Annotated in this window: 21 protein-coding genes; 6 read left to right on the top strand and 15 right to left on the bottom strand. The window is 57.1% G+C overall.

Going from position 1 to position 26,966, the window contains the following annotated elements:
- Position 1 precedes the first annotated feature (1 nt).
- Entirely contained in the window at positions 2-1,267 is a 1,266-nt protein-coding gene (locus G565_RS0100775) for a multidrug effflux MFS transporter (RefSeq protein ID WP_028669268.1), read from the top strand.
- A gap of 49 nt (positions 1,268-1,316) precedes the next feature.
- On the opposite strand, the gene G565_RS0100780 is transcribed toward G565_RS0100775, so the two are convergent.
- The 7 genes from G565_RS0100780 to G565_RS0100810 form a co-directional block, all read right to left on the bottom strand.
- Complete coding sequence (locus G565_RS0100780) at positions 1,317-1,730, bottom strand: GlcG/HbpS family heme-binding protein (RefSeq protein ID WP_028669269.1); 414 nt, start codon at positions 1,728-1,730, stop codon at positions 1,317-1,319.
- On the bottom strand, positions 1,723-2,625 hold the full coding sequence (locus G565_RS0100785; protein ID WP_028669270.1) for a TauD/TfdA dioxygenase family protein: 903 nt from the start codon (positions 2,623-2,625) through the stop codon (positions 1,723-1,725). The genes G565_RS0100780 and G565_RS0100785 overlap by 8 nt, the downstream gene beginning before the upstream one ends.
- 16 nt (positions 2,626-2,641) lie before the next feature.
- Complete coding sequence (locus G565_RS22400; RefSeq protein WP_051207054.1) at positions 2,642-4,645, bottom strand: TRAP transporter permease; 2,004 nt, start codon at positions 4,643-4,645, stop codon at positions 2,642-2,644.
- Positions 4,646-4,756: 111 nt separating this feature from the next.
- On the bottom strand, positions 4,757-5,950 hold the full coding sequence (locus tag G565_RS0100795; RefSeq protein WP_028669271.1) for a TAXI family TRAP transporter solute-binding subunit: 1,194 nt from the start codon (positions 5,948-5,950) through the stop codon (positions 4,757-4,759).
- 122 nt (positions 5,951-6,072) lie between these two features.
- Complete coding sequence (locus G565_RS0100800; protein WP_051207056.1) at positions 6,073-6,528, bottom strand: aconitase X swivel domain-containing protein; 456 nt, start codon at positions 6,526-6,528, stop codon at positions 6,073-6,075.
- Positions 6,528-7,799 carry an aconitase X gene (locus G565_RS0100805; protein ID WP_028669273.1) on the bottom strand — a complete coding sequence of 424 codons (1,272 nt, stop codon included), beginning with the start codon at positions 7,797-7,799 and terminating at the stop codon, positions 6,528-6,530. The genes G565_RS0100800 and G565_RS0100805 overlap by 1 nt, the downstream gene beginning before the upstream one ends.
- Before the next feature lie 16 nt (positions 7,800-7,815).
- Positions 7,816-9,162, bottom strand: a complete 1,347-nt coding sequence (locus tag G565_RS0100810) for an FAD-dependent oxidoreductase (protein ID WP_028669274.1) — start codon at positions 9,160-9,162, stop codon at positions 7,816-7,818.
- Positions 9,163-9,406: 244 nt separating this feature from the next.
- On the opposite strand from G565_RS0100810, the gene G565_RS0100815 reads away from it, so the two are divergent.
- Entirely contained in the window at positions 9,407-10,324 is a 918-nt protein-coding gene (locus tag G565_RS0100815; RefSeq protein WP_028669275.1) for a LysR family transcriptional regulator, read from the top strand.
- A gap of 107 nt (positions 10,325-10,431) precedes the next feature.
- On the opposite strand, the gene G565_RS0100820 is transcribed toward G565_RS0100815, so the two are convergent.
- Positions 10,432-12,357: a bifunctional 2',3'-cyclic-nucleotide 2'-phosphodiesterase/3'-nucleotidase gene (locus tag G565_RS0100820; RefSeq protein ID WP_051207057.1), complete on the bottom strand. Its 1,926-nt coding sequence runs from the start codon at positions 12,355-12,357 to the stop codon at positions 10,432-10,434.
- 284 nt (positions 12,358-12,641) lie between these two features.
- Between G565_RS0100820 and G565_RS22405 the strand changes: the two genes are divergently transcribed.
- A complete protein-coding gene (locus G565_RS22405; protein WP_051207059.1) occupies positions 12,642-14,141 on the top strand; it encodes an AMP-binding protein in 1,500 nt (499 codons plus the stop codon).
- Positions 14,138-15,271 (top strand): thiolase family protein, encoded by a 1,134-nt coding sequence (locus G565_RS0100830; RefSeq protein ID WP_028669277.1) that lies wholly within the window; start codon positions 14,138-14,140, stop codon positions 15,269-15,271. Before G565_RS22405 ends, G565_RS0100830 begins: the two co-directional genes overlap by 4 nt.
- Before the next feature lie 422 nt (positions 15,272-15,693).
- On the opposite strand, the gene G565_RS0100835 is transcribed toward G565_RS0100830, so the two are convergent.
- The 7 genes from G565_RS0100835 to rpsU form a co-directional block, all read right to left on the bottom strand.
- The gene (locus tag G565_RS0100835; protein WP_028669278.1) at positions 15,694-16,365 is read right to left on the bottom strand and encodes a nitroreductase; all 672 of its coding nucleotides are present in this window, start codon (positions 16,363-16,365) and stop codon (positions 15,694-15,696) included.
- 44 nt (positions 16,366-16,409) lie between these two features.
- A complete protein-coding gene (locus tag G565_RS0100840) occupies positions 16,410-17,774 on the bottom strand; it encodes a sigma-54-dependent transcriptional regulator (RefSeq protein ID WP_028669279.1) in 1,365 nt (454 codons plus the stop codon).
- On the bottom strand, positions 17,771-19,975 hold the full coding sequence (locus G565_RS0100845) for a sensor histidine kinase (protein ID WP_028669280.1): 2,205 nt from the start codon (positions 19,973-19,975) through the stop codon (positions 17,771-17,773). The genes G565_RS0100840 and G565_RS0100845 overlap by 4 nt, the downstream gene beginning before the upstream one ends.
- Positions 19,976-20,127: 152 nt before the next feature.
- Positions 20,128-21,972: an RNA polymerase sigma factor RpoD gene (gene rpoD / locus G565_RS0100850; protein ID WP_028669281.1), complete on the bottom strand. Its 1,845-nt coding sequence runs from the start codon at positions 21,970-21,972 to the stop codon at positions 20,128-20,130.
- A 219-nt stretch (positions 21,973-22,191) separates the two neighbouring features.
- Positions 22,192-24,138, bottom strand: a complete 1,947-nt coding sequence (dnaG, locus tag G565_RS0100860; RefSeq protein ID WP_028669282.1) for a DNA primase — start codon at positions 24,136-24,138, stop codon at positions 22,192-22,194.
- 217 nt (positions 24,139-24,355) lie between these two features.
- A complete protein-coding gene (locus tag G565_RS0100865; protein WP_028669283.1) occupies positions 24,356-24,802 on the bottom strand; it encodes a GatB/YqeY domain-containing protein in 447 nt (148 codons plus the stop codon).
- 109 nt (positions 24,803-24,911) lie between these two features.
- On the bottom strand, positions 24,912-25,127 hold the full coding sequence (gene rpsU / locus G565_RS0100870; protein ID WP_028669284.1) for a 30S ribosomal protein S21: 216 nt from the start codon (positions 25,125-25,127) through the stop codon (positions 24,912-24,914).
- Between the two features lie 430 nt (positions 25,128-25,557).
- Between rpsU and tsaD the strand changes: the two genes are divergently transcribed.
- Entirely contained in the window at positions 25,558-26,589 is a 1,032-nt protein-coding gene (gene tsaD / locus G565_RS0100875) for a tRNA (adenosine(37)-N6)-threonylcarbamoyltransferase complex transferase subunit TsaD (protein WP_028669285.1), read from the top strand.
- Positions 26,582-26,965: a dihydroneopterin aldolase gene (folB, locus tag G565_RS0100880; protein ID WP_051207061.1), complete on the top strand. Its 384-nt coding sequence runs from the start codon at positions 26,582-26,584 to the stop codon at positions 26,963-26,965. Before tsaD ends, folB begins: the two co-directional genes overlap by 8 nt.
- Position 26,966: the final 1 nt, after the last annotated feature.

Genomic DNA, 26,966 nt, shown 5'->3' on the forward strand with positions numbered 1-26,966 from the left:
CATGTCGAACCCGACTGCGCCTGCTCAGCCTGCTGGATCCGATGCTGAGCCCTCGCCTCAAGCTAGCCGCCTTATTGAATTCATTGTTCTGTTCGCGCTGCTGACCTCACTGACCGCTCTCACCATTGACGCCATACTCCCGGCTTTTCCGGCGATGGCGGCCAGCTTCTCGGTAACCGACGCAACGGACCTGCAACTGACCATCAGTCTGATGGTATTGGGCATGGTGTTTGGCGAGCTGGCGTTTGGTCCACTGGCTGATTGCTATGGCCGTAAATGGGCCATCGTGACGGGCTTGCTCATCTTCACCGCAGGCACCTTGGTCGCTATGTTTGCCCAGTCTTTGACCGTGTTGCTATTGGGAAGGCTGGTGCAGGGTATCGGCGTAGCCGGTTCCAAAATTGGGACGCGTGCCCTGATTCGGGATCGGTTCCAGGGCGATGCAATGGCGCGCATCATGTCCTTCGTGATGATGATTCTGATACTGGTGCCCATGCTGGCTCCGGCGCTGGGGCAACTGGTGCTGTGGGTCGCTGGCTGGCGTGCCATCTTCGGGGTGTTGCTGGTACTGGCGCTGATCGCCGGTACCTGGCTGGTGCTGCGCCAGCCCGAGACGCTGACCGCTGAACGTCGCCTGCCAATCCGCCCGGCGCCGCTGGCACGGACGACCCTGCGCATCCTTAAGCACCCGCAGGTCATGGCCTACACCGTTGTCGCTGGCCTGGTGTTTGGGTGTCAGGTGGTTTATTACAGCATCGCCCATTCATTGTTTGAGGACCTCTATCAGGCTGGCGCCCGCTTTCCTCTGTACTTCGCCATTCTGGCGGCCGGTATCGGGTTGGCGTCTCTGACCAATGGCGCACTGGTCATGCGGCTGGGTATGTTTCGCCAAACCATAACGGCACTGATTGGCATGCTGGTTATCAGCACTTTGTTAGCTGGCCTGGCGTGGCTGGGTGAGGGTAAAACGTCGTTGGCTGTGTTCCTGTTTCTGGGCTTTTGGCTGTTTTTTGGAGTGGGGTTGTTGTTTGGTAACATCAACGCTCTGGCCATGCAATCGCTGGGTCAGGTAGCTGGACTGGGCTCTTCGATCATTGCGTCGTTTTCCAGTCTGGTCGCAGTCGCCGTGTCATTCGCAGTAGGCCCCTTTTATAACCAGACGGTTTACCCGCTGGCCCTGGTGTTTTTTGGCGCGGCTGCGGTCAGTTTGGTCTTGGTTCTGAGTGTTCAGGGGCGGGAGTGTGCCGAGGTGGTGCCTGTTAGATAACACAGAACCCTGATGAAAAAGCCTTGGCCAGTGCATCAGGGCGCCGCAGTCAGGAATGGTGTGCGTACCAGAAATCGATACCAGCCTGAGCGCAGGCAATGTCCTGATCCGGTGTGCCAGAACTGAGACCAATACCACCGACGCAGTCATTGTCAGCCCAAACGGGCAAACCACCGCCAACCACACTCAGTTCGGTATGAATACCGAACACCAGGTTTCCGGGCACACAGGCCGCGTTGTATTCATGGGTTGCCTTGCGGGCGGCTCCAGCGGTATAGGCCTTGTTTTGGGCGACACCAATGCTGGACGCTTTGCCTCCATCCATCCGCTCGAACGCAATGAGGTTGCCGGACTCATCAACCACCGCGATGCACATGGGCACGCCGATATCGATGGCGTGCTGGCGCGCGCCGTCAATCAACAGAGCCGCATCGCTCATACCCAGTCGTTTGATGTTAAGCATTAGCGGTCTCACGTTCTTCGAGGGTCAGTTCCGGTGCATCGACGTCCAGGGTCGTTGCCCGGCGCAATTCACGTACCTGTTTCAGGTTAAAGCGTCGACCGCGATGCAGGGTGCAGCGGTTGTCCCAGATCACCAGATCATTCGGCTGCCATTGGTGACGATAGCGGAATTCCGGCTGGGTGGCATGTTCCAGCAAGTCAAACAGCATCATGCGGCCCTCGGCGAGTGACATACCCTCAATGGCACGGGCATGGGAGCTGACAAACAACACCTTGCGGCCCGAACCCGGGTGCACCCGTACCATGGGCCAGAGCACGGGCGGCAGGGTGGCTTTCTGTTCTTCGGTGTAATCGGTATCACCCAGTAGAAAGCGTGAATGCAGCGCATAGTGCTCCGCCTGCAATTCAGCCAGTTCCGACTTCATCGGCTCTGACAAGGCATCATAGGCAGCACGCAAATCAGTGTATTCGGTATCGCCACCGTCGCTGGGTACGCGCACGGCCGCCAGCATGGAGTAACGAGCGGCCGGTCGTTGAAACGAAGAATCACTGTGCCAGAGCTGGTTGGCAATGTTGCCAACGATTTTCTTGTGGGTAGGTTCCACCACGCCGCTGGCATCGTCAGTCACGTTGGACAGATCGGCCAGCTCCGGGTGTTCCAGTCGGTCTTTGCGGACCTTGAGCTTTTTCAAACCCATATCCAGCGGGCCGAATGACTTGGCCAGATTCAACTGTTCGGTTTGCGTCAGCGGTTGGTTGCGAAATACCAGCATGCCGTACTGGTCCATGCCGGCGTTAATGGCGTCAATCATGTCTTGTGTGAGTGGCTGACTCAGGTCGACACCGCTGGCTTCGCCACCGAGATGCCTGGTCAGGGGTTGTATGGTCAGTGTCATTGTGAATTCCTCATACTTAACCGTGGTTCACTTGAACCTGTGGTTTGCCTGATTGAGTCTCAGATCCGGGTCTGGACAGGTAGGTTTCCGGTAATTGTGCCCAGGGCTTTAACAGCAGTGTCAGTGAGACCATGGCAAAGCCGACGAGTGTGGTGATGGCTTCCGGAAAACCGATCAGCAGGCCACCGACAATCAACACGGTGCGGGCCCAGGCGCGAACCCGTCCGTATTTGAACAGATAGCCTTCAGACCCCCCGGCGATCAACACAATGGCAATGATGTTCATCGTTAGCCAAATCGCGGTCAGATGCAGCGGTCCCTGGAAAATCAGGGCCGGTTCGAACAGGAAAAAAATCGGGATGAAATACAGCACGATACCCAGTCGGGCAGCATGCATACTGGTGCGTATCGGGTCTGAATCACTGATGCGCGACGCCAGAAACGCCGCCAGTGCCACCGGTGGTGTTATGGCTGCCAGGGTGGCGTAGTAGGCGATGAACAAATGAATGGCCAAGGTATTCAGGCCCGCCATCTGTTCCAGTGCCGGTGCCAGGGTTAACGCCAGCATCAGATAGGCCGCGACAATCATGCCGAGCATACCGAAGATAATGCACACACCGACGCCAATGGCGAGCACAATCACCACACTGCCGCCGCCCATACGCACCAGTTCGGAAGCAATGACCGGGGCAACACCGGTCGCCATCAAGCCACCCAGAATAAAGGCAGTCGGTAACAGTAACCCCATGGTTTGGCTCAGCATCTTGCCGATCTGGAAAATAACGCCGGGGACTTTCCTCGGGCTGATGCGCAGCTCTTTTTTGAACGTGGTGAGGATGATCAGTAGCGCGGAGGCATAAAACGGTGCGAGTCGCTCAAGGCGCAACACCACCAGGGCATACACCAGAAAACCGAGCACAATAATAAAAGGCCAGCCTTCCAGCACGGTATCGCGCAACCTGGGCAGGTCTTCCTGGTCCATGCCCTGAATGTTGTTGCGTGAGGCGTAGCCATGCACATGGACGTACAGGCCAAAAAAGTACAGTGCACTCGGGATGATCGCCGCGATCACAATGACGCCGTATTCGGTGTTGGTGAAATCCGCCATGATGAAGGCGACCGCTCCCATAACCGGTGGCATCAACATACCGCCAGTCGAAGCACAGGCTTCCAGTGCGCCCGCATAATGGCCGGGAAACCCTGCCTTTTTCATGCTGGGGATCGTGACTGAGCCGGTGCTGACCACGTTACCGAAAATGCTGCCACTGAGGCTGCCAAAGAAGCCGCTGGCCAGCACAGAGACTTTGGCAGGGCCACCGCGGGCACGACCCATCATTGCCATGGCAAGTTTCAGGAAGAAATCGGCGGCCCCAGTGGCAACCAGCAGCGCCGCAAGAATCAGAAACCCGATGATGGTTTCGGCGACAACGCGGGTCACAATGCCCAGCATGGCATCGCCGGAATACACGTTAAAGGCAATGGTGCGGGCCAGGGTGGTCGGCGGCCCCCACAGCATGCCGGGCATGAAATCGGCGTAAATGGGATATAGGCCCAGAGCCAGGACGATGGTCAGGAAAATCATGCCGCCAGAGCGACGTGCGGTGTCCAGGATCAATACAAAGATGGCACTGGCGACCCAGAGTTGCCAGGGTTCGCCGACGGGAACCCAGGTCTGAAACACCAGGTTACGTCCCTGATAGGCCATCAGTAGAGTCAGACCAAAAATAGCCAAGGCGGGCAAATAACTCAGCCAGCCAGCTCTTATTTCGCGTTTGTGTGCGGGCAACAGCAGAAAGGCCACTGGCAGGTACATGGCCATCAATAAAAAGTAGTAGGTCACATCCAGCAGCGGGATGATGCCGAAAATATACACGACGGCAAGGACTGCCCCGGCACCGGACATGGCCAGCAACAGAAAGCGGACAAACGCCGGCATCGACTCGTAGCGTTCCTGAGTCCGATCGACGTATTCGTCCGGAATCTTCGCTGCGATGGTCGGATCATCAAATTGAGAAGTCATGGCCTTGGGGCCTCCACCTTTCTTGTTCGGAGTCGTTGGCCTGATCCGGGGATGCAGGCCAATAGAAACAGTCAGGTCTTCCCAGTTGCAGGGAAGGCCCTAACAACAAGGTTATTTAATTTCCGAAACCATGGTGCCGTACGACTTGTCATGACCACGGTCGGCACGGTAGTCAGCCCAGAATTGCACCCACTCATCTTCGCCCGCGGCGACGCGAACACCTTCCGCTTCGGCAGCGGCGATGGCGTCATGAAACAGTTGCTCACGTGCAACCGCCAATTCGACCAGTGCTTCCTGACGTGTCTGGTAGGCATCCGTCCAGAGGCCTTTCTCTTCCAGATAACGAATAGCACCTTTATGCAAAGGTTGCAGATGACCTTCATTCAGAAAGTTAACCATGTTATCGACGGTCATCATGTGGGCATGGGTGAAGTCATCTTTGTAGCTGTCGTGGTTAACGTCCATCCACTTGTATAGCTGGTAGACAAACTCTTCGTCTTCATCGGCGCGGACATGGTTGGTCTGGTAGGCATGATCCATACGGATGCCTTTGGCTGACGTGACACCCGCTTCGGTTACTGCCGGTACATAGCCAGTGTGCAGGGCACGATAGCGCGCATAGGCTTCAGGGTCGGCAGAGGCATCAGGCAGTTCCAGCCAGCGAATGCCGTTGGGGCCGGCTTCCGCTTCATAGCTTGGGCCCGAGAGCGGCGAAGTAAAGGCAACGTCGGCACGGCCCTCAGCCACAATGGCGGTGTTGGCACCGTAGTTACCCACTTCAACCAGGGTTACGTCATCGTGGTCCAGATCAAGATAGGCGAGCAGCGCGTCCACCCCGACAAGCAGGAAGGAAGAGCTTGCAGCGTAGGCGATACGAGTGCCGGGTCCAATGTCGTGAATGCTCTCGATGTCGGAGTCGCCACGCACCATGTAGCCCCAAGGGGTCACCATATTGACGTTCATGACGCGGGTATCGGCCGGTCCGGCATTTTTAGCGGCAAAACCTTCAACGCCATCCATCTGATCGAAATAGTCGGAAGCCTGCAGCATGGCAATACGGCCCTCTCCGGTTTCCAGCCAACTGGAGCGTGAGAAACCGTTTGGCCCGGGTAGAACCCGCGAACGTGCGTTGGTTTGGGCCGAGAATTCTGACGTCCAGGCGACAGCCAGAGAATGGTTTGCGGTGCCCACAATGGGCGTGATGACGTTGAAAAATCTCGGCCAGTCGTAGGTGTCTTCGGCGGCTACTGTTTGGCTGACGCCTAACAACAAACCACCCGCTACCAGTGCACTGCTGCCTATCACTCCGAGACTTCTTATTGTTTTCCGGAACATGGGTTTCCCCTCATTGGTTGTTATGTAATACCCTGAAGCAGGGTTGTTTTTGCGTATTGACTCCGTTCTTCGTCACTCCAATCGTTATTTTTTTAATCAGTCTGTCTGCTTTTGGTAATGCGAACTTCACCGGCATCGGCATCGACCTCGACCCAGTCGCCGGTGCTGATGTGCTCGAATGGATCCTGTTCAAAATCGGTCATCGACGGCACCCGGGTGACCACGGCTCCAAGCGCCATCTTGGTGGTCATGCGGGTAAACAGCATGGCCGCAGGCGAGACACCATTGAGTCGTGTCATGTGAAAGAAAGCCGACCAACCCGATGAGCCTTTGGCACCCGGGAACAGTAAAACTTTTCCGGCGAACGATTGCCCAACCAGCTCATGGCGGCGTTCGATCACCGTGCCTTCGCGTTCGTTGATGCCACCCCAGCCAGAAATGGTTTCCCGGGTAACCAGGGCTTCACCGTATGCCCTGCCTTTTACCACGGCGCGGCCTTTGATAACGATGGTCTGTCCGGCTTGTGCTTCTACTGGTTGCGACCTCATTACACTCTCCCCTGCCATTGGCCGGAGATCGCTGCGTTAACGCAATCACTGACCGAACCAAACCAGCCCTGAACATTGGCAATGGCGGGCAGGTAATGTGCCTGCTTGGCCGAGTCGGTTGCGATTACCCGTACACCTTTCGGCATGCGCCGCGAGATGGCCGGACAGGTGTCACTCATGACCACACCACCGGCGGCTTCAATCGCACGCAAATACCCATTGCGTTCGGCTACCTGTTTGATGGCGCGTGGTGTATGAACCCACAGCTCCGTGTCGTGGTGAATGCGTTTGCCGCGCAGCAGTTCGGCGATCAGAGCCATCTGTTCGATGGAATTGTGCGGGCAGCCGAGCATGATGAAGTCCACTTTGCGATCTGTCGCGCTCTGCAGCTTCTGGTACATTTGTTCGCGTTCTTTGCGGCCGTAGTGAAGAGTTTCGACTGGTTTGCCATGGCCAAAGGCTTCAGCCAGTGAATTCGCCTCGGCAGTAATGCCAGGAATGTGATACAACTCGACACCACCGGAGGACGCGGCGGCTGCCCCAAAATGTTTTAACTTCACCATATTCGGGTGGTGCATGATGTTGTTCAGTACTGGTTTGTTTTCCTCGACCTGTTCGCCGACAAAATAGCCCAGTAAACCCCAGTCCATCATGTCATCAACGGCGATGTCGACTTCAATCAAATGAGTACCAAAGCGGTTCTCTGGCAGGTGGTAGCCCCAGTAGGGGATGCGTCCGGTCAGGGCGGCGGCACCCGTGCTTTCCTTGCCTTCCACGTTGGTGCGTGCGCCCAGTACCGAGTTGCAGTAGATCACAGCGGACGATTCCATCCAGGCGCAATGCTCACCTTTGATGGGAACATTGCCGACCTGATAGGGCGTGCAGGTGGCGCACATGTTCACACCCTTGTCGCCGAGATAAGCTTCCGAATCTCGCTGGCTCTGTACCAAGGATTCGTCAGCGCCCTGGAGTTTCCAGTTGTCGTTGTCGATACCGGTGATCAGTTGCCAGGTGTTGACCGCCATGTGCGGAATCTCGACTACTTCGTCACTGTCGAGATTGAGTTCGGAATAAACCGCATCGAACCCTTTGTCGACAATATGACGCACCGAGGGGGACGAAGCGTTGAACGCCCCGGCGACATTGTTGGTCTCGACCAGACGTTCTGCACCGACTGCTTTACCGTAGCGCACCAGTAGGTCCATGGCCGCAGCCTTGGCCCGGCCGTTGACACCGTCGAGCATGGCTTTTTCATAATCGGTCAGTTGCATCAGTTTTTCTCCGCAATCAGGATGCCAGAACGGGATTGGCCAGTTGTTCTTCAGTCCAGCGATAACGCTGTTTTTCGACGTTGTCGCGAACCCGTTCGCGCAATGCGTTCTTATCTATTGTGTGAACATTGCCGTCTTCAGCCAGATCCAGTGCATGCGCTGCCGCCATACCCATGGCGATGCAAGGGCCCATCACTCGCACACTGGACAGCGCAGCCGAGTCGGCATCGATACAACGACCGGCAGCGACTACGTTTTCACAGGTTTTGGGAATCAGGCTGCCAAGCGGCACGTAATGAACGTGGTCTTCATCAAAAGTAATCCAGTGATGACCATCGCCGTGGTCGTGCAATTCAATTGGCCAGGCAGTACGGGCAATGGCATCGTCAAACTTCTTACCGCTTTTCAGTTCGTCAACCGTCAGGTGGTGCTGACCCACAATCCACCGGGTCTGGCGGATGCCAGGCAACCCGAATGACCGGATGCGAGACTTGCCAAAACAGGCCGGGAATTCTTTCTTTAGAAAATCGACCGCGATCGATGCCTGGTGTTTTCCTTCCAGTGCACTTTGTGATGCAGCCACCGGCTCAAGCGGCGTTTCAATGTGGGTCATGTTCATCGCGGCGATGCCGCGACCGGGTATGGTGAAACCCAGCCCTTCACGACGAAGTAATCCGTATTCATCGCCTTTTTCTTTCATGCGTTGGCCAATTACGTCACGCGTGGGTTGTTGGCTTTCGTCAATGTTTTCCAACACTACCATCTGGGTACCGAAAACGGTCTGCTTTTCCGGTTCGCGACATTCAAACCCAGCGTTCCACAACAGGGCGGCATCGCCACTGGCGTCTACAAAGCCGTCCGCTTCCACCGTGATAGCCCCATAGCGGGTCATAAAATCAACGCTGGTGATGCGGGCGCCTTCGACTTTGGAGGTGAGGATCATTGCGCCCATGATCGGTGTGATGCTGGTCTTCAGAATGCTTTCTTCTACCCAGCGGCCCAGTGCAACTTCATCATAGTAAACCACGGTCGTGCGGGGACCGTTTCGAAAGTGTATTGCCTGGTCCTGATCGGCCAGGTAATCCATGATGTCGTCAGCAATGCCATAGGTGAACTGGTAGCCATGGGTTCCGTTTGAAAACAGGCCGCAGAAGGTAGCTATAATGGAGTTCACGGCCTGACCACCCAGTGCGGGCTGACTGTCCACCATCACCACCTTTTTCCCCAGTTTTGCCGCTTCAAGTGCCGCAGACATCCCTGCGATACCTGCACCGACAACACAAATATCGGCTTTTATGGTCTGGAACGGAGCGTTGCCATTGTTCTTTACAATACGCGTTTCAGTGCTGGGTGTGCCTGCCATTCTGATTCTCCTCGACTGACGTTGTGAATATACCGTTTACCCGGTCAGGGACTGCTGCTTAGCGGCACGACGGTTTGTGTCTGGAAACCGGGTTACCCGATACTTTTTTATTGTTGGGATACCCTTTGAACCAGAGATTAGGCTGATCCGACCGTCGGAAAAACAGTGGATTCAAGTCAGCACCTTTCGCGTTTCGCGAAAAGTGATTTATGCTGAGGTAACGGTGAGTTGGTTAAGAGCGATCATGGATACCCTGGATAACATCAAAACCTTTTTGGCTGTGGTTCGAACGGGCAGTTTTTCGGCCGCTGGCCGTGAGCTCGATATTGTGCCATCGGTCGTGACCAAACGAGTCAATCAGTTGGAGCATCAGCTCAAGGCCACGCTCTTTATTCGCTCTACACGCAAGCTTGAACTTACTGATACCGGGGAACGTTACTACCCACGCTTTCTCGGCATTGTCAGTGATGTAGAAGAAGCCTTTCGGGATGTGGCCAGTACCCGCTCGCGCATTGAAGATCACTTGCGCATCAAGTGCCCGACCACGCTGACCGTCATGTATTTTGGCAAGATTTTTACCGCCTTTCAGAAAGCGTATCCGGGAGTTCGACTGGATCTCGTGTTGATGGACAGGTCCGTGAATCCTGTGGAAGAAGGGTTTGATATCGCCATTGGGGCATTGCCATCTTCTTACACTAATGTAGTGGATCTGCCGTTGTGCAGGATGCCAAGGACGGTCGTCGCGTCACAAGGGTACATTGAAAAATACGGCGAACCACAGCACCCGAGGGATTTGCTGAGCCATCATTGCTTGTCCTTTCTGGCGACGGGTAACAGCTGGTTTTTCGATGGCCCAAGTGGCTCGATCAATATTAACGTGTCCCCCAGTCTGACGGTCAACGACAGCCTGGTGTTGCTTGATGCCGTTAAGGACGAACTGGGCATTGCTATTCTGCCCCGGCACATCGTCCACCCCTTCATCAAGTCTGGAAAGCTGAAATCGATAATGCCTGAGTTTCCCGTTGGGGATTTGTGGGTAAAGGCGCTGGTACCTGAAAACCGCCAGAGCATTCCGGCGGTAAAAGCAGCGTTGGATTGGTTGCAGGCAGCGACACAGCCGCAAGCACCCTGGGACAGGACCGATGTTGATGACAACAGTTAGTTGGCAAACGGATGGAATGGCAATCTGGTGTTCAATTAATTGCTTTGTTGGAAAACAGAATATTGAGACAAGTGAACCAGTCTCAACATTCTGTTTCCAGGCGGCGATCAGTTAAAAGTGAACTCCATAAAGCCGGCATCATCGAGATTGCCTGGCTCTACATTGTCTGCCGCCAACTCTTCGGCCTTGGGTGAGGTTTTGAACACGACTTCGGCATCGCCCCAGCCGGAGAATTGCCAGTTGTCGTCGGCTGAAGGGTTGAAGGTTCCCTGAGACAGCAAGTAATTGGCAATGACATCGCGGTTTTTATCCGGTGCGTCGATCACGACGGTGCTGCCATCCAAACCGGGGAAACTGCCACCACCGCCAGCGCGGTAGTTGTTGGTCGCGATCAGAAATTCCTGATCCGGATCGATCGGTTCACCATCGAACATGACATCAACAATACGATTCTCGTCGTTGATGACTTCACCGTCGTTGTTGTAACGCGGTGGCACCGTGACATCAATGCGGTAGCTGATGCCGTCGATGACATCGAAGTTGTAGGTCGGGAAGCTGTCGTTAACCAGCGGTTGTGCGTCACCGGCATTCGGGTCGATGGTATTGAACTGCCCTGCAGAACGCTCCAGCCATTCGATCACCTGGTTCCCGGTCAATTTGACCACTTTCAAATCGTTGGGGTAGATGTAGAGGTCGGCGACGTTTTTCAGTGCGATGTCGCCAGCCGGGACGTCGGTGTAGTAATCCGGGCCGCCCCGACCACCTGCTTTGAACGGTGCGGCAGCCGACAGAATGGGCAGTGCCTCCAGTTCGGTTCCGCGAACGATGTTTTCGACGTACCAGGTCTGCGCATTGTTCACCACCTGAACAGACGGGTCATCCTGAACCACGGCAAAGTAACTGTTGATGCTGGCGGTGGTTTCGCCGACACGTTGCGCCATGTAATTGAGCGTGTCCTGATGATCGCGGTCGACAGCATCTAGGATCGCTTGTACCGGCTCGACCAGTGCTACGGTTTCGCCATTCTCGCGGCTGTAAATCGGCCGGGCCTCACTGCGGCTACTGGCGACTCGCCAGTTACCGGCTTCGCCTTCGAGAGTCAGGTCGATGATGCCCAGATGGCTGCCCCAGAAGCCGGGCATTACTGCTGGCACACCAAAGATCTTGCCGGTGTCGTTGTCTACATTGTCCATGTTGTCGTAGGCCGAACTGCCGGGGAAGACGGCATGGGCGTGGCCGAACATGATGGCGTCTATGCCCTCAACCTGAGCCAGGTGCCAGGTCGCGTTTTCGTCCATGCCCTGACGGGCCGCATCCGACAAGCCACTGTGCGGAATGGCAACAATGATGTCGGCGCCCTCTGCTTTCATTTGTGGTACGAAGCGTTCAGCACTTGTGACCATATCGTCGGCCACGACCAGGCCTTCCAGGTTGTCTTTATCCCAGTTCATGATTTGCGGCGGGACAAAACCGATGTAGCCAATGCGCAGGTCGTGTGGCTGCCCGGCACTGTCGATGACTGTTTTTTCCTGGATCAGATAGGGCTGGAAGTAGGGCTGATCGTTGTCGTCGCCAAGGTCAACCATGACATTGGAAGAGATGTAAGGGAAGTTGGCGCCGTTTAGTGCCTTGATCAAAAAGTCGAGCCCGAAATTGAATTCGTGGTTACCAATGTTACCCACATCGTAGTTCAGCAGGTTCATGGCTTTATAGGCTGGGTGTGTTTCGCCGAAACGCAGCACATCACCTTTGGCGACATAATCGCCCAGGGGATTGCCCTGAATCAGATCGCCGTTATCGACCAGTACGCTGTTGCCGCGTTCATTGCGCGCAGCGTTGATGAGGGCGGCGGTGCGCGCGAGGCCGACGGTGACATTCTGATTGTCGGTGTAATAGTCGTAGTCGACGATGTGCATGTGAATGTCGGTGGTTTCCATCAGGCGCAACTCAACGGTCGCGGCTGACGCAGTTACGGCTGCCAGCGCGCTTGCACCGAGGCCAACCGTCCCGAGGCTTAGTAACACTTTGTTCATGGTGGGAGTCCTTTTTAGCGAATTCGACAACGAAATTGTGCATCGTCAGGGTATTGATTGTGCGCGGCGTTTTCATGACAGCGGGGCTGTTGGGGTGTCATAAATTGACCGCAAGGTCAGTATAGAAGGGCTGCCTTGTCGGGCAACCATTAATCGACAGGGTTGAGATCCCGGTCAAAACGGAGCGCTCGGACCCGGTAGGTATTCTGGTAAAGTAGGGGCCGTATTTATCGTGAAGGATGGAGCCATGGGCTGGATAACTGAAACAGCGTGGGTCGAATGTCATGCCAGATGAGACTGCACTCGATGCCGGTGAGTCGTATGTCGGGGCTACCCTGTCACGCTGGGCCCGTGAGCAACCCACCTTACTGGCGCTGCAGTGCGAGTCACAGACGGTGTGTTGGGCTCAATTGCACCGTCGGGTAGAGCGTCTGGCAAGCAGGCTGCATGCCGAACTGGGGGTTGGCTGTGCGGTTGCGCTGGATGTGTCGGATCCGATGAGTCTGATTCAGGCTTTTCTGGCGGTGGGTCGCTCGGGTAACCGGGCGCTGGTGCTGGATACCGCCTGGCCTGACGCTCAACGAGCCGACATCGATCGCCGGACCGAACCCGACCGGGTGCTGGACAGTGAGGTTCTGTCGCAATGGTTGGCTGAATCAGAACCAGTCGATATCGACAGCCACCCCTCAGCCCCCCTGCCGACACCCGACCAGCCGTTTTACGTGGGGTTCACCTCGGGGTCGACCGGTGTCCCCAAAGGCTATCGCCGACGTCATGCTTCCTGGCTGGCCAGTTTTGAGCTGAGCCGCGTGCTGTTCGCGTTGCAACCGGGTGACCGGGTCATGGCGCCGGGTAGCCTGGCCACTTCGCTGCATCTCTATGGCGTCATTCAGGCACTGCAAGCTGGCATTGCTGTGGTGCTGGTGCCGCGCTTTCGGCCACGAACCGTACTTCAGGCGATGGCTGATCACAGCGTATCGGCTCTGTATGGCACACCGACCCAAATCAAGTTGCTGTTGCAAGCGGCCCAACGAGATAGCCGGGCGCCACTGCCTGACGTAAGGCATCTGATTATCAGTGGTGCCAAGTGGCCCGACGATACCCGTCAGGCTCTGCGCCAGCCTTTTCCCAATGCTGCGTTGACCGAATTTTATGGCACTTCAGAAATGAGTTTTATTGCGCTGCACAATGACCAGACTCGCGCGCCACAGGGCTCTGTCGGTCGCCCTGTTCCTGGGGTTGAAGTGCGTATCGGGCCCTCGGCGCAGGCCCCGGTTGCGACCGGTGAGCGGGGTCGGATCTGGGTGCGCAGTGCCCTGGTATTCGACGGTTACGAGTGCGGCGGCGGCGATGAAATCGCCCGCGACGGGGACTGGTTAACCGTCGGCGATCACGGCTATCTGGATGACGCCGGTTACCTCTATCTGGTCGGACGTGAGAAACGCATGATCGTCAGCAGTGGCCTGAACCTCTACCCGGAAGAGGTGGAAGCCTGGTTGTTGCAACATTCCGGGGTCAGCCAGGCAGCCCTGCTCGGGCTACCGGACGCCTTACGCGGGCAAAAAGTAGCCGCAGTGATTCAGTCAGAGGCCTCCAGCGTGTCGGCCGAGTCGTTGCGACAGCATTGCCGACTGAGGTTTCCGGCTTCTCAGGTGCCGAAAGTCTGGTACTTCCTGGAGCAATGGCCGTTGACACAAAGCGGTAAAACCGATTTTGTTGCGCTGGAACGCTGGCTGAGGGTGGTCGAAGCCGGGACAGGCCCCGATAAGGCGATCCCAACATGAACCCGGTCTATCTGGTTGCTGCACGAAGAACCCCCGTCGCTCCGGTTAACGGGGCGTTCAAAACACTGGAAGTCAGTGATCTGGCTGTGCCCGTGATTCAGGCATTGATGACGGACACCGGGCTAAACCCCGGTCAGATCGATCAGCTCATTCTTGGCAATGCGCTGTATGGCGGTGGTAACCCGGCCCGGTTGGTTGCGTTGGCAGCTGGCTTACCTGAATCTGTCCCGGCGCTCACTCTGGATACGCAGTGTTGTTCGGGTCTCGATGCCCTGCGCCTGGGGGCTCAGGCCATTGCCAGCGGCCAGGCAGACGCTATTCTGGCGGGTGGTGTCGAAAGCACCAGCCGACGGGCATTGCGAGCGCATCGCCCCATTAACAGGGACGCAGCACCGGAGTATTACGAACGCCCTGCCTTTACTCCCTGGCCTGACCGCGACCCCGATATGGCCGACAGCGCGGCGCGTCTGGCACACGAACACGGGATTGGCCTTGACCCGCAAAACACCTGGGCGATCGACAGCCACGCGAAAGCCCTGGCCGCCCGGGAACGGGTATCCCATGAATGCGTTCCATTGGCGGGCCTGAGCGCAGACGCAGCCACCCGGCCATTGTCGGAACGCCTGGCCAACCGAACGCCGAAAGTAGCCGAGTGGCAAGGCGCGGCCATAAACGTCGCCGGTACTGCCTTGCAGGCCGATGCCGCTGCTGTATGCCTGTTGGTGAGTGAAGCCATGCTAGCGCGCATGCCCGCCGGAACCCGAGCCATGCGCTGGGTGGCTGACGTCAGCGGCGGTGGCCCGGCCGACTCGCCACCCTGGGCCATAGTGCCGGTGGTACAAAGGCTCTTTGAACGCAACGGTCTCAACGCCGACCATTTCCACCGCATCGAACTGATGGAAGCCTACGCCGTGCAAGCCATCGTCAATGCCCACCAACTGGGCCTGCCGCTGGATAAGCTGAACCAGGGCGGTGGTGCCCTGGCCCGGGGCCACCCAATCGGTGCCTCGGGTGCGATCCTGGCAGTCAGGGCCTACCACGAGATGGCGTCAGCCCCCAAAGGTAGCCTCGCCCTTGCGGCTATCGCCGCTGCGGGCGGGTTGGCCAGCGCAGTTGTCCTGGAGGCTTAGCTGCTTGGGCGGCTCTCGTTCGTGCTGACCACCGGGTAGTGCTATACGGGTGGTGCGACACCTCGCTCGGCGTGAACCCGTCCATGGGGCCTAGGCTTCGGCATCCATGCCTCAGACTACCCCGGATAGCACTACCCGGCAGCCAGCACTTGGTTTCGTGCAAAACTAGCGACTAGCAACAACATCTCGAGGTATGACCGAAGGTGAAGTTTAAACGTGAGTACGGAATCAAAGGGGTGCAGGGCAGTGTCATGCAGCAGCGGGCAGGAAGCCCGCGTCCCGTGAAGTGGCACAGGGATGTGCCTCTGAACGGTGGCAGCATGGCACTGGCCTGTACCCCGAACTCATGCCACCGGTCAATGCAACCACAGTTCCAAACCACAGCCACCTAAAAACTCAACCACAGCCCACAACGAAAACTCTCAGAACCCAAAAAACCGCGCGTACTCGTCGAGCGGAGCGCGGGGTGTCTCGAACTGGTTTTCGGGTGCCTGGGGGTCGCCATAGCCCAGGGCCATGCCGCAGACGATGACTTCGTTGTCGGGAATGTCCAACTGATCGCGGATGATGTGATGGTAGCTGGCCAGGGCACCGATGCCGCAGCTATCGACGCCTTCGCCCTGGGCGGCCAGAAAGATCGACTGGATGAACATGCCCAGGTCCATGTAGCAGCCTTTGCCCATGGCGCGCTCGATGGTGATGACCAGGCCGACCGGGGCGTCGAAAAACTGAAAGTTACGCCGGTGTTGGGCGAGGCGACCGGGGATGTCGCGGCGGGCGATGCCGAGACTGTTGTAGAGCGCATAGCCAACTTCACGCTGGCGGGCCTTGAGGTAGGCAGGCATCGGTTGCGGGAAGTAGTCGTATTCTTCAGGGTGGGTATCGGACTGCTCGAAGGCCATGCACAGGCGCTCACTGAGTTGCGCCAGTGGGTCGCCGGCGAGCATGTGAACAAAGCCTGGCTGCAGATTGGCGCCGCTCGGTGCGCGTCGCGCGCTGGTCAGAATGCGTTCCAGTGTTGATTGTTCAACAGACCGGTTCAGAAAGCGGCGGGTAGACCGGCGTTGTTGCAGGGCATCAAACAGAGTACTCATAGTGTGCTGGCTTTATCTCTACGTGACTGGAGGATACCAGTGAATTAATGGGTGAAGGCGTCGCGCTTGAGCCCGTATTTCTGCATTTTCTGGTTCAGGGTGCGCCGGGGCAGGTCGAGTACGTCCATGACCGCCTTGATGTTGCCCTGATGGTGGCTGAGTTCGGCGCTGATCAGGGCTTTTTCGACCTGTTCGAGCCGGGCTGAGAGTGAGCCTTCGCCGCTGTGGGTATTACCCCGGTTGCGTGAGCCCAGTTGCAACAGTTCAGACACCGAGACCTGGTTGAAGCTTCGCGTCAGCAGATAGCGCTCGGCGGTGTGCCTGAGTTCGCGCACATTGCCGGGCCAGTCGTGCAGCTCCAGCGCGATTAGATCGTCGTAGCTTAACTCAGGTACCGGAATCTGGTTTTCTCGACTGGCGTCTTGCATAAAATGACTGAACAGCACGGGAACATCGCGCGGGCGTTCGCGCAAGGGCGGCAGTTGTATCTCTGCGACCATCAGGCGGTAGTAAAGGTCTTCACGAAAGCGACCTTCGTTGGCGGCCTGGCGCAGATTTTCTTTGGTTGCGCTCAGAATGCGGACATTGAAGGGAATAGGCGTATGCGAACCAACGCGGACGACTTCTCTCTCTTGCAAGACACGCAACAGCTTGATCTGAAACGCCATCGGCATGCTTTCAATTTCATCGAGAAACAGGGTGCCCATGTGAGCCGCTTCGAAAATTCCCTTGCGTTGTTTTTGAGCACCGGTGAAAGCCCCGGCTTCATGGCCAAAGAGTTCACTTTCGAGCAGATTCTCCGGAATGGCCGCAACGTTAATCGCCACGAAGGGTGCTTTTTGGCGGATACTGAGGCGGTGCAAGCTGCGCGCTACCAGTTCTTTGCCGGTGCCGGTTTCCCCGGAGATGATGACATCCGCGTTAACCCGGGCCAGTGCCTGAATGTGCTGACGCAGCGTATGCATGGGATCGGAGTCACCGATGATGGTGTCGGCCAGTTCATCGGTATCTGTGTGAGGGGCATGCGGCTGGGTGGCCAAATGAACACGGCGCTGTTCGCTGGCGCGTTGGATCATGTCGACCAGACGTTCAGGCTTGTAGGGTTTTTCAATAAAGTCGAAAGCGCCAAGTTTCATCGCTTCAACCGCCTGGGCAATACCGCCATGGCCAGTGATCAGAATGACCGGAATGGCCGGATCGACGGCCTTCAGCAGACTCATGCCATCCATGCCGGGCATGCGGATGTCGCTGACCACTACGCCATCGAAGTCGGGCGTCAGCATAGGCAGGGCGGCATCGGCTGAGGCGAAGGTGTGTACCCTGACATCCGCCAGATCCAGCCATTGTTCCAGCGAGGCCAGTACTTCGGGGTCGTCGTCGATGATGACGGCGGTGGTGTCACAAATCATTTCATTGCCTCGGGTTGCTGAACGGCAGGGCGTAGAGAGTGGGCAAAGGTCAGATAAAACACCGTGCCTTGCCCGGGTTGGCTGTGTACGGTCAGTTCGGCGCCCAGGTCACTGGCCAGATTGTAACTGATCGCCAGCCCAAGCCCCATGCCATCACCGACGGCTTTGGTGGTGTAAAAGGGTTCAAATATATGCGCCAGTTTGTCGGCTTCGATGCCGGGGCCGGTGTCACGGATGGCGAGCTGGAGTCCGGTGTGCTGATTCGGCGTGCCCGCAGAGGCGCCTGCTTCACCCAGCGTGATCGTGATCTGGCGATTCGGGGCATCGGCCAGGGCATCGATGGCATTGCTGATCAGGTTCACCACAATTTGCTCCAGCATCATGGTGTTGGCCTGGACCTGGCGGTCTGAGTGAATGTTGAGCTGACAATCAATGTGGGCGGCAAGCAGACGTGGCCTGAGCAGTTCCAATGCATAGCGAATTGGGGCCTCAAGGCTAACCTGAGTGGCGCCGGTATTGCGCTTGCCAGAGAATATGCGCAGCTGGCGAGACAGGTTCGACAGCCGGGTGACCAGGTCTTCGATTTTGCCAAGGTTCGTGCCCACGGCATCCAGTTTGCCGCGCTGTAGCAATAAATGGCTGCTGGCAGCGTAGTTCGACAAGGCCGTAATCGGCTGGTTCAGCTCATGGGCGATGGCGGAAGACATTCGTCCGAGTGCGGCCAGTTTCTGGTTTTGAGCGAGAGCCGCCTGGGCTTGCTGCAAGTCCTGGGTACGTTCTTCAACCCGTTGTTCCAAAGCCGTGTTGGCGTCTTCCAGAGCTTGCTGGGTGGCGGTCAGTTCGGTGATGTCCTGCACCGTGACGATGTATTCCCGTGCGGAGCCCACCCGAATCGGATTCAGAGTGTAAAGCACCGGGAAGCGGCTGCCATCGGTGCGCAGACCCTCGGCCCGAACAGTCGCCTGGCCGGACTGGCCCGGTTGCCAGGGCGTCAGCAACTGCCCCGGACGGTGATTGAGGTCATTCTGAGACAACGCAAAGAGGCGACGTGCCTGTTCATTAATGAACAAGGGGCGAAACTGGTCGTCCAGGTTGAGCAGCCCGGCATCGGTGTTCTGGATGATGGCGCGCTGGTGGTGTTCGCGCTCGGCGGTTAGGTGGCTAATGGCGCGCTGGGCATCGGTTCGGCGGCGGCGTTCCCGGTAGTACAGTAAAGCACCCGCCAGACTGGCATAGGCGATCAGTACCAGGCTCTGGCGAGCACGTACGCGTGCCTGGGCTTCGGCCAACGGTTCGCGCAGATGCATTTGCCAGGGGTAGTTGTCGATGGTTGACGCGAAAACGAGCTGTATGCCATCGGTGCCCAGATCAAACGTAGACCAGCGCTCCGATTGCCATTCGGTGACCGGTTGTAATTGTTTTACCGGGTCCTGACCGAACTGGCGTGTGCGGGCGAGCTGGTCCTGGTGGACTTCGCTCAGCGGGCGGGTAGCGTAATAGTGCCAGCGTGGCGACGACGACAGGAACACAATGCCTTCCTGATCAGTCACCCAGACGCTGTCGCCGGAGGCCTGCCAGCTTTGTTCCAGGGGCTGTAGATTGATTTTAACCACAATAACGCCAAGGACCGTCTCGTCGCCGGCGCGCACCGGTGCAGACAGGAACAGGCCCGGTATACCCGACGTGGCCCCGACCGCAAAATAGAACCCGGGTCGGCCATTGATGGCGTCCCGAAAATAGGGCCTGAATGCATAGTTGGAACCCACAAAACTGAATTCCGTCTCGAAATTACTGGACCACTGAGTCATGCCACTGGGGTCCATCAGGAAAATCTCATCAGCCCCGGCCTGGCGCTTGATGGTGCGCAGCAGAATGGAGGTTTCCGTTGAATTTTCGATCGCCGGTTGTTGCGGGTCCCGTTGCGCCAGTGCGGTAACGATGCGGGGGTCGTTGGCCAGAATGTGAGGCAGATACAGGTGCCGGTCGATCGAAGCCGAAAGCGACGTTTCAAAGGCACCCAGTCGCTGTTGCGCGCGTTCAGAGGCCTGGGCGATGTCGAGTTGCATCAGGCTGCGTTGAGCCATTACCAAAACGAGCAATACCAGACCCAACCCCACAATCAGCCAAAATGGCAGCGACCTGATCCAGCGACCGGGTTGACTGCGTCTTTGTAACGCCTGAAGGGATGCAGTTACCGGCATGGGTTTTTATCGTTGTTGTGCTTGAAGCTTAAGTGTACCGCAATGGCAGGGTGGGGCGAACCTGTCGGGGAAATGCTTTGGCCAGTGGTTTACAAAGTTTGAGCCATAAAAAAACCGCGCCGGGGCGCGGTTTTTCAGTATGACGCGAGGGTCTATTCGTCGAGGAAGCTGCGCAGGTGATCGCTGCGGGTTGGGTGGCGCAATTTGCGCAACGCCTTGGCTTCTATTTGACGAATTCGCTCACGAGTAACGTCGAACTGTTTACCGACCTCTTCGAGCGTGTGGTCGGTGTTCATGTCGATGCCGAAGCGCATGCGCAGTACCTTGGCTTCACGGGCAGTGAGGCCTGCCAGCACTTCGCGGGTCGATTCGCGCAGGCCAGTGACGGTAGCCGAGTCGATTGGCATTTCCATGGTGTTGTCTTCGATGAAGTCGCCCAGCGAGCTGTCTTCGTCGTCGCCAATGGGGGTTTCCAGCGAGATCGGCTCTTTCGAAATTTTCAACACCTTGCGGATCTTGTCTTCCGGCATGTCCATCCGTTCGGCCAGTTCTTCCGGCGTCGGCTCGCGACCCATTTCCTGCAACATCTGACGGGAAATGCGGTTGAGCTTGTTGATGGTCTCTATCATGTGCACCGGAATCCGGATGGTGCGTGCCTGGTCGGCAATCGATCGGGTGATCGCCTGACGAATCCACCAGGTGGCGTACGTTGAAAACTTGTAGCCGCGACGGTATTCGAACTTGTCGACCGCTTTCATCAGGCCGATGTTGCCTTCCTGAATCAGATCCAGGAACTGCAAGCCCCGGTTGGTGTACTTCTTGGCGATCGAAATCACCAGACGCAGGTTGGCTTCGACCATTTCTTTCTTGGCACGACGGGCCCGGGCTTCACCGATGGAAATACGGCGGTGAATGTCTTTGATTTCACCCAGAGCGATCTGGCTGTTTTTCTGTACGTTGCGCAACTTGCGCTGGGCGCGACGCAGTTCGACGTCGAAGCGGAAGGCTTCTTCGGCAAACCGGCTGTCTTCGAGCAAGTTGTTCAGCCACTCTTCCTCGGTCTCGTGACCGACGAACATCTTGATGAACTCCTTGCGCGGCATGTTCAACTGACGCACGCAGATGTGCAGAAGCTTGCGCTCCTGGGAGCGTATCTCATCGACGGTCTTCTTGATGATCACCAAAGACTCTTCAAACTGACGCGGAGCCAGTTTGAAACAGGAGAAAGTCATGCCCATGGCGTCGAGCGCGTTGGTCGCCTCTTTGCTGTAGCGACCTTTCTTTTCTATGACTTTGGTGGCGGTTTCGAGCTGCTCTGCCAGCAGGGTAAACCGCTCGCGAGCCAGTTCCGGATCCGGTCCGCCTTCATTCTCGTCGTCATCGTCATCGTCGTCGTTATCCGAGTTGTCGTCATCGTCGGCTTTCGCCTCAATGATGGCGTCCGGAGAGTCGGCGGCGGGCGACGGGTCGGCTTCATCCGGGTCCTGGAAGCTGGTCAGGATATCGGAGAGACGACCCCCTTCTTCGGTCTGGGTATGGGCATAGGCCGCCAGGATGTTTTCGACAACACCCGGGAAGTAAGCCATGGCCTGCATGACCTCACGGGTGCCTTCTTCGATGCGCTTGGCGATCACGATCTCGCCTTCACGGGTCAGCAGTTCGACCGTACCCATTTCGCGCATGTACATACGCACCGGGTCGGTGGTGCGACCGGTATCCGTTTCGACCGCTGCCAGCGCCGCCGCCGCTTCCTCGGTGGCGTCGTCGTCGTCGGTGCTGCTTTCATCGGTCATCATCAATTGTTCGGCGTCCGGGGCCGATTCAAAGACCTTGATGCCGATGTCATTGATCATCGCAATGATGTCTTCCACCTGGTCCGGTGAGTTAATCTCTTCCGGAAGATGGTCGTTCACCTCGGCGTAGGTCAGATAGCCCTGCTCTTTACCGCGGGCGATCAATTCCTTGAGGCGCGACTGTTGCTGAGATTTTTCAGCCATAGAAACCCTGTAAGTTCAGTAGTGGATCATGCGAAGGCAAATAGCCCTTTAGTTTACCGTAAATCAAAGGGTTAGCCAATTTTTGATCAATGCGGCCCGTCATTGGCTGCATTGAAAGACCTGAAACAGGTCGGGTTCGTACGCTCATCTGGGAGCGCCAGCAGGACAGCGGGCTGTAGACCCTGGCCGAAGTCAGTTTCTGGTCACAGATTTGCCCTGTCACAGTTTGCGTTTCTTCTGCAGCTCTAAAAAGCGCCGCTTGTCTTCCGGGGTGATGGAAGGGTCTCTTTCAATGATGATGCGCCGTTTGAGTGTTTCGTACTCGGCATCAGGTGCCCTCTTGGTTAGGGCGGTTACCAGTTTTTCAAGCTCTGCGCGCGCTAAAGTCATCGGGTCGGTGTCGGATGTGTGCTCCTCAAGCCAAAGATAGTCGGACGCGGCTATAGGTGCCAGGGTGTCGCGCAGCCCGTGTTGGCACAGATAGTCGAAGGCGTGATAAATGTCGGCCCGGGGGGCTTCCTGCAGCAGGCGCACGACCCGGCTGAGCAGGGCTTTGCCTTCCTGCTCGGGCAGATGCTCCAGCTGTTCAAGGTCCAGTTCATTGGCCAGGTGAGGGTGGCGAATGAGCCAGGCCAGGCAACGGTGCACCAGACTGAACTGGACGCCAAGGTTGGCCCGGCTGGCGGGTTTGGTTCTTGGGCTGGCTGAGTAGCCGCCGTAACCATTATCCGCGTCGTATCCGGATTCACCATCAGCGTAGGGTCCGTCATAACTGGGCATCCAGTCATCGGCCATGCCGGCGTCTGCAGGGGTGTCTGATGCCTCATTGCGCGGTTTAACCGGCTCTGGTATCACCGGTTTTACCGGTGCATGGGTGGTCAGAATTTGCTCGACCGACAGGCCCACCAGCTTTGACAGCTGCTGCATCAGCAATTGACGCAAAATACCCTCGGGCATCGGTTCGATCCAGCCCCGGGCCAGGCTGGCCAGGCGGGCTTTGCCCTCCAGGGTGGTCATGTCAGTCTGGGTTTGCAGGTGCTGGAACAGGAAGTCTGCCAGACTCTGAGACTGTTTGACGCGGCGCTGAAAACCGTCGAACCCTTCATTGCGAACCAGAGTATCCGGGTCTTCTCCCTCGGGTAAGAACAGGAACTTGGCTTGTTGTCCGTCCCGAACTTCCGGCAGGGCGTTTTCAAGTGCACGAAGCGCAGCGCGCCGTCCGGCTTCGTCGCCGTCGAAACAGAAAATAATTTCCGGAGTCAGTTTGAACAGCCGTTTAATGTGCGTCTGGCTGGTGGCTGTTCCCAGCGTAGCTACGGCGTTCTTGACGCCAAACTGAGCCAGAGCAACGACGTCCATATAGCCTTCGACGATGATGATGTTGTCGAAGTTACGCAGTGCCTGGCGCGCTTCATAAAGGCCATAGAGTTCATTGCCTTTGTGGAAAATCGGCGTTTCCGGACTGTTCAGGTATTTTGGTTTGTCATCCGGTGTCAGTACCCGGCCACCGAAGGCAATGGTTCTGCCGCGTATGTCGCGGATTGGGAACATCAGGCGCTGCCGGAAACGATCGTATTCGCGGCCTTTGTCGTTGCGCACCATCATGCCGGTGGCCAACAACTGCTCGGCACTTTGTTCGGTGCCGGCAAAATGCTGTATCAGGTTTTGCCAGCCGGGAGGTGCGTAACCAATTTGGTAGCGTTGTATGACCTCTTCGCTCAACCCTCGACCAAGAACGTATTGTTGGGCAATACTGGCTTCCGGATGATTGAACAACTGATGCGCGAAATACTCAGCGCTACTGCCCATTAGGTCATACAGGGTTCGGCGCTTGCGTTGCTGGGCTTGCTGGGCCGGGTTTTGCTCTTCTCTGGGTACCTCGACGCCGGCGGCACGCGCCAGTTCTTCCACCGCTTCGGGAAAGCTGAGGCGCTCGTATTCCTGCAGGAACCGTAAAGCCGTTCCGGAAGCGCCACAGCCGAAGCAGTAGTAAAATTGTTTGACCGGGTTAACCGAGAAAGAGGGGGATTTTTCGTTGTGAAAGGGGCAGCAGGCCCAGTGGTCCTTGCCCTTTTTCTTCAATGGCACGCGATGACCGATGATCTCGACGATGTCAGTGCGTTCGAGCAGGTCATCGATGAAATCGTTGGGTATCAGGCCAGCCATAGGTTCCTCAAGGGGATGAATGCGCGGCGTATCAAACCATCATAACGGGCACTGCCGGTCGAGCAGAAGGCGTGGCGGGTCCGGTTAAGGTCCAGCCTTGGCGTAGCGTTGCAACCGTCTGTTTCGGTCGTGATAGCTAGCTGATCGCTAAAAGGCCCTATCTATCGAAGGTCTTTTGGTGATCAGTTGACGCCATTGGGGTCGGGAAGCCCCGGGATCAGCCCAGCCGGGCTTTGATCAGTTTGCTCACCGCTGCCATATCGGCGCGGCCTTGTAATTGAGGTTTAAGCACCCCCATTACCTTGCCCATGTCTTGCATGCCTGCAGCGCCTGTATCGGCGATGGCAGTATCAATCAGGGCGTTGATGTCGTCTTGCGAGAGCGCCGCCGGGAGAAACGTGGCAATCACCTCCATTTCTTCTCGCTCGATTGCGGCCAGATCATCGCGTCCGGCAGTCTCGTACTGCGCTATGGAATCGCGACGTTGTTTGTTCATTTTATCGAGGATCACCAAGACCCGGGCGTCATCGACGTCGATACGTTCGTCAACCTCTACGCGTTTGAGCTCAGCCAGAATCAGCCGCACCGTACCCAGTCGCACCTTGTCTCTGGCGCGCATGGCGTCTTTCATGGCTGCGGTTATCTGTTGCTTGAGCTCAGACATGTCAGGTCAACCCACTTAATAAAGCGTTTTTTACCAATAACTGTACCGGGCAAATACATTAACGGGCGCACACAAACTGCTTATTGCTCGTTAACCCAATGCAGAAATTTTAGTACAAACGTACCAGACGCTTGTTTTCACGCTGCAGTTTCTTAGCGTGACGCTTAACCGCGGCAGCAGCTTTGCGCTTGCGAACCCAGGTCGGCTTCTCGTAGTGCTCACGACGACGCACTTCAGACAAAACACCGGCTTTTTCACAGGAACGCTTGAAACGGCGCAGAGCGACGTCGAACGGCTCGTTTTCTCTTACTTTAACTGCTGGCATTAAAAAGACCTTTTCAGTGTGGGTTTGACATCTCGCAGCGGGTTCCGGTCGCAGAACCCCCAAATTCGAGGCGCGTGATTTTACGGCCTGAGCCCTGCGCTGTAAAGCCCTATGAAGAACCGGTGACGATTGAGTGATTTCCTTTATGGCACCGCATTCTTTAAACTCTCGCCTCTTTGTGACCCAAGCTTCGACGTTTATTGGGGAGGGAGCAACGGCTGCCGGGTACGCCCTTGTGGGGTAGTCCGCAGCAGGGATGCTGCGGTCTAGGCTCCATGGATGGATCTACGCCGACCCCACAGGGGCGTACCCGGTGGCCGTTGCGGGCCAATGCCTCCCAATTAAACCGGACTCCGAATCTTTGGTTTATACAACACCCGGCCGATTCCGACTCAGTATTGGTGGCTGGCTTTGCCCATTGGGAGCATGAATGCGCGTTCTGGGAATTGAAACCTCTTGCGATGAGACTGGTGTTGCCCTGTATGACTCTGATCAGGGTTTGCTGGCTCATACGCTTTTTAGTCAGGTGAAAATGCACGCTGAATTCGGCGGTGTGGTGCCCGAGCTGGCCTCGCGAGATCACATTCGCAAGCTGGTTCCTCTGATTCGCCACACGTTCGAAAAGGCGGATTTGCCGCTTGGTAAGGTCGATGGTGTAGCCTACACCTCAGGCCCTGGCCTGGTGGGCGCTCTGATGGTGGGGGCCGCTCTGGCGCGCTCTCTGGCCTGGACCTGGGACGTGCCGGCGCTGGGTGTGCACCATATGGAAGGTCACCTGCTGGCTCCGATGCTTGAACCCAACGCACCCCCGTTCCCCTTTGTTGCCCTGCTGGTCAGTGGCGGGCACACCCTATTGGTCGATGTGCGCGGCGTCGGGGAGTATCGGATTCTGGGTGAAACCCTCGACGATGCCGCCGGTGAAGCCTTCGACAAGACGGCTAAAATGATGGGCCTGCCATACCCTGGCGGACCATTGCTCAGCAAACTGGCCGACAGCGGCACGCCGGGTGTGTTCGAGTTCCCGCGTCCCATGGTCGACCGCCCGGGAATGGATTTCAGTTTCTCGGGTCTGAAAACGGCAGTGCGTAACACCGTCGCGACCCATGCGGTTGAAGAGGCCGTGCCACCCCAGATAATGGCCGATATTGCCGCCGGCTTTCAGGAGGCGGTCGTTGATACGCTGTCCATCAAATGCCGACGAGCGCTCAAAGAGACAGGTCACCGGTCGCTGGTCATCGCCGGGGGCGTCAGCGCCAACCGGCGCCTGCGTGAAAAGCTGGAGACGATGGCCAGCGAGCGGCGTTGCAAGCTTTACTACCCGCGCCTCGAATTTTGTACCGATAATGGCGCCATGATCGCTTACGCTGGCTGGCAGCGCCTTAAAGCCGGTGAAACCAGCCCATTGGCGCTGGATATCCGGGCGCGCTGGTCGCTCGATGAACTGGAGGCCGTGCATGCCTGAACAGCAGACAGTTACCAACCGGACAACCGACAAGGTCTTTCTTGAAGGTCTGCAAGTCGAGACGGTGATCGGTGCCTACGACTGGGAGCGCAGCATTCGCCAAACACTCTGGCTCGACCTGACGCTGGCATTCGATTGCCGGCCGGCCGGCACCAGCGACGACCTGGCCAAAGCACTCGATTACGATGCCCTGAGCAAGCAGATCCGGGCCTGGGCTTCGGAGCAGTCTTTTGAGTTGATAGAGACCTTCGGGGAGCAGTTGTGCACCCTGATTTACGAGTTTGCGGGCATTCGCGACATTCAGCTTCGCATCAATAAACGCGGTGCTGTGGCAGACTGTGCCGGAGTAGGCATCCATATCAAACGGACTTTTTAAC

Origin of the sequence: Saccharospirillum impatiens DSM 12546 (genome assembly GCF_000423605.1) — a bacterium.
In the GTDB taxonomy this organism is placed as follows: Bacteria; Pseudomonadota; Gammaproteobacteria; order Pseudomonadales; family Natronospirillaceae; genus Saccharospirillum; species Saccharospirillum impatiens.